This window comes from Acinetobacter sp. YH01003 (assembly GCF_013420525.1).
In the GTDB taxonomy this organism is placed as follows: Bacteria; Pseudomonadota; Gammaproteobacteria; order Pseudomonadales; family Moraxellaceae; genus Acinetobacter; species Acinetobacter towneri.
Window position 1 is genome coordinate 1 of the sequence record NZ_VOXY01000013.1, and the last position, 12,871, is coordinate 12,871.

Consider the following 12,871-nt stretch of genomic DNA (forward strand, 5'->3'; position numbering starts at 1 on the left):
GCATGTTCCGCGTCCTTGCAATACTGTGTTTACATACAGTCTATCGCTTAGCGGAAAGTTCTTTTACCCTCAGCCGAAATGCCTGCCGTTGCTAGACATTGCCAGCCAGTGCCCGTCACTCCCACTCTATTGATGTGTGCTTAAAAAACAGGAGGGTTTAACTTGGTAAACTATACATACTCATTAGGAGTTTACCATGAGCAAGAAACAGAAGACTTACACCGCAGAATTTAAAGCTGAAGCCATAAAAGCCATTGAAGAGAACCAAGGTAATGTATCGGAATCCGCTAGACAACTTGGCATTTCAATGCAAACCCTTTCGAACTGGAATAACAAAGCAAAGGCTGGAACTTTAGCAGGCACAAAACAGTATTCGCCCGATCTAAACGCCTTACTCGAAGAAAATAAGAAGCTTAAACAACAGCTCAAAACAGCTGAAATGGAACGTGAATTTTTAAAAAAGGCAGCAGCGTACTTTGCCAAAGAAAGTCAGTGAGGTACGCCTATATGAAATCGCAAAGCCACTTATTTCCGATTATTTTAATGGCTCGATTACTTCGTGTATCCGTTTCTCGCTTTTATGATTGGCTAAAGCGAGGCATGAGTAAAAGATCAATTCAGCGAAATCAGCAGACAATTTTGGTCAAAATAGCCCATGAAGAAACCAAACAAAGCTATGGCTATGTTCGATTAACCAAGCATTTACAAGCGCAAGGTATCAAAATAAGTACGTATGCTGTGCGCCAAATAAAAAAATCAAATCAGTTGTATTGTAAGCGCCATAAGCGTTTCAAAAGAACCACGAACAGTGATCACAACCGTTCTATTTATGACAATTTACTCAAGCAACAGTTTTCAATGACGAAGCCTAATCTTGCGTGGTCGAGTGACATTACCTACATTTGGACGGCTGAGGGCTGGTTGTACTTGGCAGCTGTCAAAGATCTTTACACGAAACAGGTTGTTGGCTATAGCTTAAATGAGCGCATGACAGCCAAGCTTGTTTGTGATGCATTGAATATGGCTATTCGCAATCAGAAACCTGCTAAAGATCTCATTGTACATTCAGATAGAGGCAGCCAATATTGCAGTAATGAATATCGAAACTTACTTGAGAAATTTGATTTTCAGGGTTCAATGAGCAAAAAAGGCGACTGCTTTGATAATGCACCGATAGAGAGTTTCTGGGGCATACTCAAAAATGAACTAGTCCATCATCGCAACTACAAAACAAGGGAAGAAGCCAAAGCGGATATTACAAAATATATAGAGTTATTTTATAATCAGCGAAGAATTCAAAAAGGCTTGGATTTTAAGACACCAAATCAAATGGCAGAAGACTTTTATCGGTTAGCTGCCTAGAATCTCCCAAGTGAAAGTCTCCTGCTAATTCAGCACACATCACTGTTGATAAATTTTCTAAACAAAAAGGATCAAACTAATCTATAAGCTTTGTGGGTTAGAAAAAAAATAACTCACTTTGCATTGATCATATTTAAATTCTTGTTTTATCCATAGCACTAACCTATTAATTTTAAAAAATAATAGGTACTGGCTAAATAGCAAATCGATACATATCTTTTTCATAGAGGAAATATGATTTTAGTAAGTTCTTGTCTGGCTGGCTTAAAGGTACGTTATAACGGGACGCATAGCTTAAACGAAAAAATCGAAAAATTAGTCAAAGATGGAAAAGCTACTATGGTATGTCCAGAGATTCTTGGCGGTTTATCAACACCACGCGAACCTGCCGAGATTTCGGGAGGTAATGGCGATGATGTCTTAGATGGAAAAGCCTGTGTAATTGAAAAATCAGGAAAGGATGTGACTTCAATCTATATTGAAGGGGCATATAGAACTTTAAAAAAAGTTCAATTATTAAAAGCTACTCTGGTAGTGCTTAAAGAAAATAGCCCTTCATGTGGTAGTTCAATGATTTACGATGGTCAATTTAATGGGAATAAGATCTATGGCAATGGAGTTACCTCCGCTTTGCTTAAACGTCATAATATAAAAGTCATTTCAGAAGAAACTTTTTGGCAACTTTTACCCTAGTTCCTCCGCTTTTATTTAAAATCTTCATGCAACTCCAACCACGCCCCCCTTTGCAATATCAAGTCTCTTCGGTATTTAGAGATATAGTGAGGTAATAATCTAAGAAGCATATCCATTACTTCCACATCAGTTAAAAAGTAGTGGTTCAATTTTATGCTGTAATTCTTTAACAATTTTAGCAAGCTGATCATGTAAAACTAACCAACATTGCTCATGACCTTGCCCAATATATTCATCTATTATGAGTTGCAAAATGTCTTGATCTATCTGACTTAAGAATTCTAAAAACCATGTCGCAGCAACATCCTTGGCAACTATTGTTTTATGATCTAATGTATAAGCTATACGGCATAGCGCTAAAATTTGATTACATTCATCCTGATCGTCTTTCCAATGAGCAATAATTTGTGGATAAGTTTTTTGCATGGCAAATATTAATTGTTCATAGCTAATTGGATTTAACCAATCGCAAATATCAGGTCCAAAGATAGTAATGTTATGTAATTGGGCAGTTTTAAGTAAAATACTAATATCTGGATCAGATTGACTATAAAGTAATTCACCTTTGAGTAATTCTTCTCTCAACCACTCGCCATATTGTAGCTGATATGTATATGGATGATTTTTATTGGTAATACTCCCTTTTTCTAATATCGTAATTTCTAAGGCACGCGCTGTAGCATGACCAATCGGAACAGATATATTTAGAAAATTCTGCGCTAATTGTTTTCTTTCCTGATCGGTAATTTCACGTTCAATAATAACTAAAATATCAAGATCACTTTTATGTTTTAAACCACCATCAACATACGAACCATATAAATAAATAGCATAAAGCTTATCTTTAAAATTTTTTTGTAAAAGCTGTTTTACACTTTCAACTTGGCGACACTCTTCATCATTTAAGCTTTGCATATGATTTTTAATTTAAAAAAATAAGTAATGAATTCATAGAGCATTATACAGAATAAGTGTAAATAATTTAATCAATTAGTAAATAACATACTATTTTTACAATATATTTACTTTCAATATAGAGTTTAATACATAAAACTCTATCAATCAAAAAAAGCTTGAAACAACATCTGAATAGTAAGAGTCATTTCCTCCTCACTTAGAGATGGATCCGGAAATTTGAACAACTCCTATAAGTGATACTCTGCTCCTCAAATGATGTTATAAACATCAATATATGGAGTATTTTATGGCACGTAGACCAAGAAGAAATCATTCAAACGACTTTAAGGCTAAGGTAGCACTTGCTGCGATCAAAGCAGAAAAAACACTTGCTGAATTGAGTTCTGAGTTTGATGTTCATCAAAACCAAATTATTGACTGGAAAAATCAATTGATCTCAGCTTCCTCACAAGCTTTCGATCAATCAAAAGCTCCATCAGAACCTCCCATTGATCTTAAAAAGTTACATGCAAAAATCGGTGAGCAGGCATTAGAAATTGATTTTTTAGAAGGTGTGTTGAAGAAACTGGGCCGCTTCAACCACAAAAGTTAATCGATCACTCACTTCAGATTTCAGTATCTAAACAAGCTAAGTTACTGAAAGTCTCTCGTGGTTGTTATTATTATCGCCCAAAACCTGTTAGCTCATCAGATCTGAAGCTGATGCGATGTATTGATGAATTACATATGCAATATCCTTTTGCAGGCAGTCGTATGATGCGTGATTTGTTGAATCGTCAAGGGCATCATATAGGACGACGTCATACACGTACTTTAATGAAGAAAATGGGTATTCAGGCGTTATATTGCAAACCAAATTTAAGCCAGGCTAATCAAGCTCACCGTAAATATCCATATCTGCTCAAAGGATTGGCTATTCAGCGCAGTAATCAAGTGTGGTCTACTGATATAACGTATATCCCTATGGCAAAAGGCTTTGTTTATTTATGTGCTGTGATTGATTGGCATAGCCGCAAGGTACTTGCGCATAGGGTATCGATTAGTATGGAGGTGGATTTTTGTATTTCGGCTTTAAATGAAGCGATTGAAAAATATGGATCACCTGAAATATTGAATACAGACCAAGGCAGTCAGTTCACCAGTGATGCATTTATTGATGTATTGAAATCAAATGGCATTCAAATCAGTATGGATGGTAAAGGTCGATGGGTAGATAATGTGATGGTTGAACGATTATGGCGGAGCGTTAAATATGAAGAGGTGTATCTCAAAGCTTATAGCAGTGTCACAGATGCGAAAAAGCAATTGAGTGCATATTTTGAGTTTTATAATCTGAAACGACCTCATTCGAGTCTAGACAAAATGACACCAAATGAGTTTTACTATGATCAGCTACCCCAACAAAACAAGGTGGCTTAACTAGAGCGGAATATCACTTATAAATACGCTTTTAGTTGTTCAAACAAGTGGAACCACCTCTGTTTGTAATGATATTTTATAAAATTCAATATTAGATCTGCAGAGAAAAACTTATCAAACTAAGTATTGGCTAGTCTTTTTCTTCGAAAAACTTATCAAACGAAGTATTAAGTTAATCTTTTTCTTCAACTTCTTCCTTAAACTCAAACAAATCATTCATCGTACAGTTAAAGTACTTACACAACTTATCGGCGACTGGTAATTCAATACGTACAGCACGGTCATAATACATACTTGTGAGCGTGTTGCGATTGATACCTGTTGCATGCACCACTTCACTTAATTTTAAAATTTTTCTATCGCCCATGAGGCTAGATAACTTACAAGTAATCATATTTAAATTAATTTACAAAAAATAACTTGCTGTGGGTTATTTGAAGTTGTTGACTGAGTAATACTTTGCTAAAATTAACCTACAGCAGGTTATTACAACTTATAGAAAGTATATTTTATCCATTTCAACTAAATTATAACTTTTTAAATATAAGGATTGAACCTGCATTAGATTATTTTGTGGAGATGACCGCCGTGTTACCAAATGAGTTATTGATCAGCCAGCAAGCTCGTGACTTAGGAAATCAATTAATTAAAGAAATGAACATCAATAGAAGTTATGGAATGGCTAATTTTCTTGGAGTAAATACTTGCTATGATAATCATCAGGCTGTACTTATTTGGACATTTCAACTGCTTGAAAGGGAACCTGCCTTAAATGAATTAGCAGAAATTAAAAAATATTTTCTTTTAATCTTTCCAGATAGTGTTTATCAATTAGCCTAAGTTGTTTTTAAAATTAATTTATTAAATAAAAAGCACTAAATCAAAGAAAGCTTTATTTAAAAATACCTATTAATTCAAAAACATACCATTTACTGAATATATGAAGCATAGGTTCCTGCTCTATCACTCACTCGTACTAAAATTACATCGCTCTTTTTACTGATACTAAACAATTTATGTCCACGCCACGTTCTGCGGCTTCGAGGGCTAGTTTTTGTTGAACCACTGAGAACAAGGACAACAAACTGCCTACTATATTTTCCCGGAGAGTGGTGTAGGAACTTTTTCATTATTGCTAATCATATCAGCGACAACATCAGCAACGAGCTCCTCTATTCCTGAGAATGCTTTAGACTGATCCGCATCAAGCCAAGACAATGATGGAAACTCAGCACATCATTCGTTTAAGACCTATTTTAATGACGGCACTGGTCGCAAGTTTAGGTTTTATTCCAATGGCGTTAAACACTGGAATTGGTGCAGAAGTACAACGACCACTAGCAACAGTTGTTATCGGCGGTATTGTATCTTCTACAATTTTAACTTTGTTTGTATTGCCTATTTTATATCAATGGGCGCATGGCTCTGAGAGTAGCAAACAGCAATCCGACGAAATTTAAAATCAAAAAAAGCAGCTTAATTACTAGGTTATGCCTAATTAAGCTGCTTTTAATATTGTATGCCCAACATTTTATTGATAAAGCTTACTGCGCTTCATCCCGACAATTTTCATTTAAAAACTCAAACTCTATCGTTGTATGCGATAAATGATAGGAAGATAATTTAGCTGCAACTTCTTGTTTAAGCCTAATTAATTCTTTAACGTCAAAGTTGTCACTCAGCTCAAGGTGCGCTGTTAAAACGTGACTTTCACCATCTAGTGACCAAAAGTGCATGTGGTGGATACCATTAACTTCAGGAAATTCCATTAGTGATAGTTTAATACGCTTTTGAGTCTCTTTATCGGGTGCAGCTTGAAGAAATAAAACGAGTGTTGATTTCAGGTTTTTGAAAACATTAAACAAGATGAACAGCGTGAACCCTATTGATAAAAGGGGATCTAATATCGGCAGTTCAGCGAACAACAGTACGATAGAGACTATAAGAACGGCAACCCATCCAAGTACATCTTCAAGAAGGTGCCATGTCAGCACTTTCTCATTTAATGTTTCACCCGCTTTTAATTTTAATACAGCATATCCGTTAACGGCAACGCCGAGTATCGCTAGCCCTAACATCCCCTCGACTACAGGCATTTCAGGATTGGACAGCTTTGGAATTGCTTCAAATAAAATCCAAATTGAGCCAATGATTAAAACAATACTGTTTATCAATGCGCCAAAGAGAGTAAGTCTACGATAACCATAACTAAACTTATCTGATGCTTCTTTATCTGAAAAACGACTTAAAATCCACGCAAAACCTATTGAAAGACTATCACCAAGATCGTGAACTGCATCTGCCATTATCGCCGTACTGTTAGTGAGCCAACCACCTATAAATTCGATAATAGTGAATGTCACATTAAGGAAAAATGCCCAACCAATACGGTCATCTTTACCATGTTGATGACTATGATTATGGTTGTGCATTTTGTACCTCTAGTACTTTTCTATTTCTTAGTTTTGATACATTCATATTAATCAAGTGACGTATCAAGCGTTGATATATCCAGCGTTTGAACCCCGACAAGTTAGTCCCTTTTTCGAGATAGAACTCATCAGGGGAATCATAAAGCCCAAAGTCATCATGAATACCTTCTTTTTGAATATAGGTATTTTCTCCACGCCAATCTGTATCTGGTGATGAAAAGCACTTTGTTGCAACACCATAACCACAAAAATCATCTTTTACTTGGTCAAATTTCTCCTGTAGAGAGCTTAAGTATTGCTCATCCAATATAAAGCCCTCTAAGTTTATCCAACGCCCTTCAAAGTAAACTTCTACCCAACTATGAATGATGTATTTAGGTGCTAACCAAAATACATAGCTTGGGATAGCACCTTTTTGTAGTTGCTGGTCTATGGTAAACCCATGAAATCGGCATTGAATGCCTAGTCCACGCAATAGTGCCATTAACAGATTACCCTTAGTATTACATTGTCCATAACCATCTGCTAGCACATCGCTTGCTGCAATATCATCGCTTTCATTATAACCAAAGAAAATCTCATCTTTTACAAACTGATAAGCGGCACCAATTTTGTTGAAGTTATCCAAGTTTTTCCACCTACGTTGATCGATCAAGGATTGGATATCTTTGTGTTCAAAATTAACGATATTCGTATTGTTTAAATATTTCTCAGTCATTTTTTATATATCCTTTTCGTTGCATACTTATACTATAGACTCTATAGTAACTATAGAGTCAAATGTCTGGGGGAAATTGATGAAAATAGGCGAATTGTCAAAAAAATCGGGCTGTTCAATACAAACGATTAGATATTATGAAAGAGAAGGATTTCTGTTAAATCCAAATCGTTCAGAAGGTAATTTCAGGCTGTATGATAGCAAAGCACTTAAACAATTGGAATTCGTAAAGCATTGTCGCAGCCTAGATATATCACTCAATGATATTAAACGTCTTATCGAATTAAAAAATAAGCCAGAAGAAAGCTGCTCTAGCGTTAATGCATTAATTGATCAGCAACTTGCACTAGTGAATAAACGCATGAAAGAATTAAGGGCGCTTAAAGCTGAATTACAACAAATGGCTAGTGCTTGTGGTTCGAACAACCCAACATACTCATTATATTCTGCTGACCATGTAACACGGCAAGTATATTGTTTACTATCCATTTGAAACCCCATAATGTTTTAAGTCTATGTATAAAAGTACGATTTTCACTTAGCAGTACTTAAATAATCACCCCACCACTGCATCATTTCAGTCCGCTGGGCTAAATAGTCAGCGTGATTATAGCTGGCACGGGTACGGTTCTTATCAATATGTGAAAGTTGTGCCTCAATCCAGTTATCCTGGAACAAACCTGAGTCATTCAAAATGGTACTAAAAGTGGAACGTAGTCCATGAGAGGATAATTGATGTTTTCCATAGCCCATCTTACGTATAGCCATATTTAATGTATTAAAATGAATCGGTTGATTATGTTTCCGTGGGCTAGCAAAAATGTACTTTTCACCGTATGACCATTGCATGACGTCTTTTAAAATATCTAAAGCCTGATCTGAAAGTGGAACTAAGAAGTCGGGAATCTCATGGCCTAATATGACTTTTCGTCGAAACTGTTTAATATGCAAGGCAGGTATTTTCCAGACTTTTTCATTTAAATCAAAATGATGAGGCTCAGCCAATAACAATTCAGCCCCTCGCACGCCAGTATGTAATTTGAACAGCAGTGCTTTTTTAATAATCGGATGGGCATCCAATTTTTGTAATTTATACTTAAAATCAGATATATCCTCCGCTTTCAAATACGGATAATTTTTCTTGATTTTACTGTTAATGGCGATTTTATTTAAACCATGCGCGATGTTGAATTCACAATAACCCATCGCTACAGCGTAGTCATAAATTTGGTTCAAATAACTACAAGCTTTCTTGACAGGTTCTTTTACTTGGCGTCCCTCTATTTTTTTGATTACTGAAACCAGGTCATAACGCTTGATGTTTTGAAAAGGTAGATCCTGAAGGTCTGGATAAATATCTTGCTGTAAGCATCTTTCTGCTAACTGTAGTACACCACAGCGGGGTAGATCGTTGAAGGCATTTTTCAGTTTGAACTGTAACCACTCCTCCCCGACCTTACCAAAGGTGATGACATTAGAGGCAGTATCTTGTTCAAAACAGAAATCATTGTCTTTAAAGTCATCTCTGACTTGTCGTGCCTTTTTCAGCGATAAATCAGGATAACGACCTAACTGAATGCGTCGACGTTTTTTAGTTTGTGGATCTGTATAGCGATAGCACCAAGATTTTCTTCCACTCGGCTCAATCTTCAGGCTAAGCCCATCTTCATCGGATAAAAAACTGGTTTTTTCCTTACAATGAGCTTGGCGAACTTTAATTTCAGTAAGACTCATGGAATTTAAATGAAACCTAACAATGGGTTGATTGGATCAATTATATCAAAATAGAACGCTTTATGTATGATGCGTACACTACGCATCATATAGATTTGTAAAGTATTGTTTTATAAATTTATTATTCAATATACTTTAATTTTAGTAACCAGTAGGAGTACCACTTCTTTTTTAGTTCTCAAATATCACGTTTTTTTTGACGCAATGATTCTATCTCGGACTTCGTCAGCTGTTTTACGAGAGATGAGGATATACTTTACCTCCCACTCTGTGAGCCTTTCAACGTCTCACGGCTCTATTTAATGTTATTGAATAATCAATGGATACCAGTAAAGCCTTTTAGGTCTGCTATTGTTTCTAATACAATAGTCTCCACGATCAAGGATTGGACTCAATGCATATTCCAGCATAAACCTACCACCTATTCCTATTCGCACCCTACCACTCATTCCTATTCCAAATCGGCCACTTAGGGTTTATTCAGTAATAGAATTTAAAGGCTTTATTGCCCAAACCTATATTCTTAAAAGCTTATTCAGCAATATAATTCTTAGATAAATTGCATATTCTTATCGTAAAGGACACTGATTCTTCTTTCATTTGGACAGTTACTATGAATTCACTTCCGTCCTAATAATCTGCCCCAAAAGCTTTTTGGCTTCCGATTCGGATCGGCTTTGTTGCACAAATACCTAAGAATATGATTTTATTAAATTTATTCTTAGGTTGAAATTTTCACAAACCTTTAAAAATCAGTGCCTTGCAAAATGTTTATGCAACAAAGCCTATTTAAATCGGCAACTTGAACATATTGATAAGTTAATAAATAATCACATAGATCAAGATCCAACATTGAAACAGGATTTGAAATTACTGCAAACTATTCCTTCAATCGGTGAACGATCAGGCTTATTACTGTTGGGGTTATTTCATTCGCACAAGTTTGAAAAAGCAAGTCAAGCTGCTGCATATGTAGGTTTGGTTCCAGTACATCAGTTGTCTGGCAGTTCAGTCAACAAGCAAAGTCACTTATCAAAAGCAGGTGACAGTAAAATACGCTCAGTATTGTATATGTCGGCATTAACAGCGATTAAATATAATCCACACATTGAAGCTTTATATCAACGATTATTAAGCCAGGGTAAAAATAAAATGTGTGCTTTAGGTGCTGCAATGCGCAAGCTTATACATCTGTGTTATGGCGTTTTAAAACATCAGACTGCCTATCGAAGAGATTATTTAGTGGTCGAATAATCTCAAAACCTGATTGACTACCAAGACGGTATCTCAGGTCCCGAATTTATCAGTCACGAATTTGTGCGCTGGGCTACTGAGCACGGTATTCGTATTGAATATATTCAACCGGGTAAGCCACAGCAGAATGCGTATATTGAACACTATAATCGGACCATACGTTATAGTTGGCTGAGCAAGCATTTATTTGATACTTTGGATGAAGTACAAGATTATGCAACAAACTGGTTGTGGCATTACAACCATGAAAGACCACATCAAGCTAACAAAGGAAAGCCACCTCTAATGGCTGCTTAACCTCTACTTTTAACTTCGGTTATTTATTGAAGGATTACCTTAAAAACTATTAATGTAGCTCCATTTTAAATAAAGAACCGCTTTTTTATTCAAAATAGGGTAGGAACGACTTTAACTAAATCAGTAAGGAATACTTAATGAAATATATCTAATCTCACCTATATTGTTATATGAAATATATATTGTAAATGGAATATCTTCAATTTTCCATTTTTGGCTTCTAACCACGCCATCATCATTCTTAATAAATAATGGCACTCCTAACATATTTTCAATTTCAGCTTTATTCATTGAAAATTTTAAATTAAATGGCAGTTCTTGTTTATATTGAGAAAAGCCTTCCACACCATCATTATAAAAAAATATAGTCGTTAAGTATATTTTTTCACCAGTTATGGGTTTGTCCTCCTGATTTAAATAAAAAGACTCATCAGTAAATATAAAACCCAATCCCTCATCATATTTACTAATATAAAAATTATACTCATCCAATAAATCACCATCTTCATCATAAATTGGTAATTTAATTTCCTCTTGACTTTTCACAAATTGATTTTTAACAAAAAAATCAACTAATTTTTCATCAATATTTGACTTACCCAACAGTGATATTAAATGATCAATAAACTTATTTGTCATTCTTTCTCGCCTCCTCATCCATAATATTTTTCAAAAATTTATCATAATCAGCATTATTTTTACAGCTCAATGTAGTACATGCTTCTTGCAACTTTGTAACGTACTCAGGCGTTAATTTTTTTGCATTATCTATCATTGCCTCAGAATCCCTAATTTGTGCTGCTTGTAAATCATTTGCATCATTTTCAATGAGTCCTTTATTATTTTTTCCTGCATAGGTTGGACCTGCGGCATGCACCTCATTTGGTACAGTTACACTCATTCCTTCATTAATAATACGATTTTTCTCTGCTTGAGTTAAGGGCGCTTCCTTTAAGTCTTCAGCTCTCTTTAATAATGCAGCTTTAGACGGCTGATGATCTCTAGCCACGGTTCCATCTCCAGTGACTTTCTTTTGATTTCCATAATTATCAACCCATCCCACATCAAGAGATTGCTTTTGATTTATTTCAATATCAGCATCTTTCCCCTTAGTGACACCTTTACCTACTCCAGCACCTACAACTCCAGCCACAGCATTAATTAAATATTCTGCACCTTGTTTATTTTTTTCAATTTCATTTGCAAATTTCAATTCATCTAATTTATTTTCAGATGTTGAGGCTTCAATTTCTTTAACTTTCTCTGAATTAGTCCAATTATTAATCGTATTTGAATTGGTAACATGAGCGGCGGCAGTTAATGATGTCGCCAGCGCATCAAATCCTTGAGCTATTTCAGCTCCTACCGCACTATCTAAAGCTAAAGATTTTCCTGTCTCAATTGCTAAACGGACTGGGCCTGAAATCATTAGTCCTACCGCAAGTTGAACAGTACCTAAATCAACTCCAGTATCTTCACTAATCTGCTTTATATTATTTCCTAAATCAGCAATATTGCTTAATATCGTCATACCAACTGTGGTTTGGGTCGTAACTTTTGTCTCAATGTCAGTTCCTTTCGCATAAATTACTTCTTGTTCATTTACGCCTATTTTAGGTTGTTTAAAAATCGTTTCTAAATCAACACCAGATTGAGCTAATGTATCTAGTTGACTCTGAATTTCACTAAACTCTTTTGCTGCATAGAAAAAATCTAATTTAGAAAATAAAGCTTCAACTTCTTTTGGCTCTATCCCTCGTTTGAGCAATTCACTTGCAACTTTGTCACCAACTACACCCGTTTCTTTATATTCACTTGGTAAATTGTAAAGCCTTGCCTGAATATTATTTAGTGTTTGTAAAGCCTTATCTTTATACTCACCCGCTGGTAAGGCTTGTGCTAAATTTTCTGCACTTTGACGGAAATTCTCTGGCAAATCCTTCTGTTCTTGAATAATCTCCTGTCGTCCAGCTTCTGTCAGTAATCGATGATCAATCGTTACTGAACCATCCAGCATACCTGTGGTCTGATCACGAGTAATTTC

Annotated in this window: 12 protein-coding genes and 5 pseudogenes; 8 read left to right on the forward strand and 9 right to left on the reverse strand. The window is 35.5% G+C overall.

Translation table 11 applies throughout. The features are described 5' to 3' along the window. Positions 1-196 precede the first annotated feature (196 nt). A protein-coding gene (locus FTT70_RS10510; RefSeq protein WP_119285041.1) for an IS3 family transposase occupies positions 197-1,362 on the forward strand; the annotation gives its coding sequence in 2 pieces (ribosomal slippage) (positions 197-455 and positions 455-1,362; 1,167 coding nt in all). A 234-nt stretch (positions 1,363-1,596) separates the two neighbouring features. Next, positions 1,597-2,055: a DUF523 domain-containing protein gene (locus FTT70_RS10515; protein WP_077170035.1), complete on the forward strand. Its 459-nt coding sequence runs from the start codon at positions 1,597-1,599 to the stop codon at positions 2,053-2,055. A 126-nt stretch (positions 2,056-2,181) separates the two neighbouring features. Here the strand turns inward: FTT70_RS10515 and FTT70_RS10520 are convergent, their stop codons facing one another. Next, complete coding sequence (locus FTT70_RS10520) at positions 2,182-2,970, reverse strand: aminoglycoside adenylyltransferase domain-containing protein (protein WP_038350081.1); 789 nt, start codon at positions 2,968-2,970, stop codon at positions 2,182-2,184. A gap of 277 nt (positions 2,971-3,247) precedes the next feature. On the opposite strand from FTT70_RS10520, the gene FTT70_RS10525 reads away from it, so the two are divergent. After that, positions 3,248-4,392 (forward strand): IS3-like element ISAba14 family transposase gene (locus FTT70_RS10525; protein WP_099046175.1). Its coding sequence is split into 2 segments (ribosomal slippage): positions 3,248-3,512 and positions 3,512-4,392, totalling 1,146 coding nucleotides; the frame shifts between segments, so codons are not numbered across the junction. A gap of 172 nt (positions 4,393-4,564) precedes the next feature. On the opposite strand, the gene FTT70_RS10530 is transcribed toward FTT70_RS10525, so the two are convergent. Further along, positions 4,565-4,786, reverse strand: a complete 222-nt coding sequence (locus FTT70_RS10530) for a helix-turn-helix transcriptional regulator (RefSeq protein ID WP_004658364.1) — start codon at positions 4,784-4,786, stop codon at positions 4,565-4,567. A gap of 194 nt (positions 4,787-4,980) precedes the next feature. Between FTT70_RS10530 and FTT70_RS10535 the strand changes: the two genes are divergently transcribed. After that, on the forward strand, positions 4,981-5,232 hold the full coding sequence (locus FTT70_RS10535; RefSeq protein ID WP_004658363.1) for a hypothetical protein: 252 nt from the start codon (positions 4,981-4,983) through the stop codon (positions 5,230-5,232). A gap of 252 nt (positions 5,233-5,484) precedes the next feature. On the opposite strand, the pseudogene FTT70_RS10540 reads toward FTT70_RS10535, so the two are convergent. Next, positions 5,485-5,628 (reverse strand): annotated as a pseudogene (locus tag FTT70_RS10540) (antitoxin HicB); the annotation flags it as partial. Between FTT70_RS10540 and FTT70_RS10545 the strand changes: the two are divergent. Then, positions 5,628-5,852 (forward strand): annotated as a pseudogene (locus FTT70_RS10545) (efflux RND transporter permease subunit); the annotation flags it as partial. The pseudogenes FTT70_RS10540 and FTT70_RS10545 sit on opposite strands and share 1 nt — an antisense overlap. Before the next feature lie 84 nt (positions 5,853-5,936). Here the strand turns inward: FTT70_RS10545 and FTT70_RS10550 are convergent. Then, entirely contained in the window at positions 5,937-6,824 is an 888-nt protein-coding gene (locus FTT70_RS10550; RefSeq protein ID WP_127800877.1) for a cation diffusion facilitator family transporter, read from the reverse strand. Further along, on the reverse strand, positions 6,811-7,542 hold the full coding sequence (locus FTT70_RS10555) for a transglutaminase family protein (protein WP_005245162.1): 732 nt from the start codon (positions 7,540-7,542) through the stop codon (positions 6,811-6,813). Before FTT70_RS10555 ends, FTT70_RS10550 begins: the two co-directional genes overlap by 14 nt. 79 nt (positions 7,543-7,621) lie before the next feature. Here FTT70_RS10555 and FTT70_RS10560 point away from each other — a divergent pair, with 79 nt between their 5' ends. Further along, a complete protein-coding gene (locus FTT70_RS10560) occupies positions 7,622-8,035 on the forward strand; it encodes a Cd(II)/Pb(II)-responsive transcriptional regulator (RefSeq protein ID WP_179989169.1) in 414 nt (137 codons plus the stop codon). Between the two features lie 41 nt (positions 8,036-8,076). Here the strand turns inward: FTT70_RS10560 and FTT70_RS10565 are convergent, their stop codons facing one another. Both FTT70_RS10565 and FTT70_RS13715 read right to left on the reverse strand, forming a co-directional pair. Then, entirely contained in the window at positions 8,077-9,276 is a 1,200-nt protein-coding gene (locus FTT70_RS10565) for an integrase arm-type DNA-binding domain-containing protein (protein WP_005245164.1), read from the reverse strand. A 185-nt stretch (positions 9,277-9,461) separates the two neighbouring features. Further along, positions 9,462-9,563: pseudogene (locus FTT70_RS13715) on the reverse strand (recombinase); the annotation flags it as partial. Between the two features lie 490 nt (positions 9,564-10,053). Here FTT70_RS13715 and FTT70_RS10570 point away from each other — a divergent pair. Continuing rightward, positions 10,054-10,530, forward strand: a pseudogene (locus FTT70_RS10570) (transposase); the annotation flags it as partial. Between the two features lie 33 nt (positions 10,531-10,563). Further along, positions 10,564-10,827, forward strand: a pseudogene (locus FTT70_RS10575) (integrase core domain-containing protein); the annotation flags it as partial. Positions 10,828-10,947: 120 nt separating this feature from the next. Here FTT70_RS10575 and FTT70_RS10580 read toward each other — a convergent pair. Further along, the gene (locus FTT70_RS10580; RefSeq protein ID WP_179989170.1) at positions 10,948-11,466 is read right to left on the reverse strand and encodes a hypothetical protein; all 519 of its coding nucleotides are present in this window, start codon (positions 11,464-11,466) and stop codon (positions 10,948-10,950) included. Further along, entirely contained in the window at positions 11,456-12,844 is a 1,389-nt protein-coding gene (locus FTT70_RS10585; protein ID WP_179991388.1) for a hypothetical protein, read from the reverse strand. Before FTT70_RS10585 ends, FTT70_RS10580 begins: the two co-directional genes overlap by 11 nt. Positions 12,845-12,871: the final 27 nt, after the last annotated feature.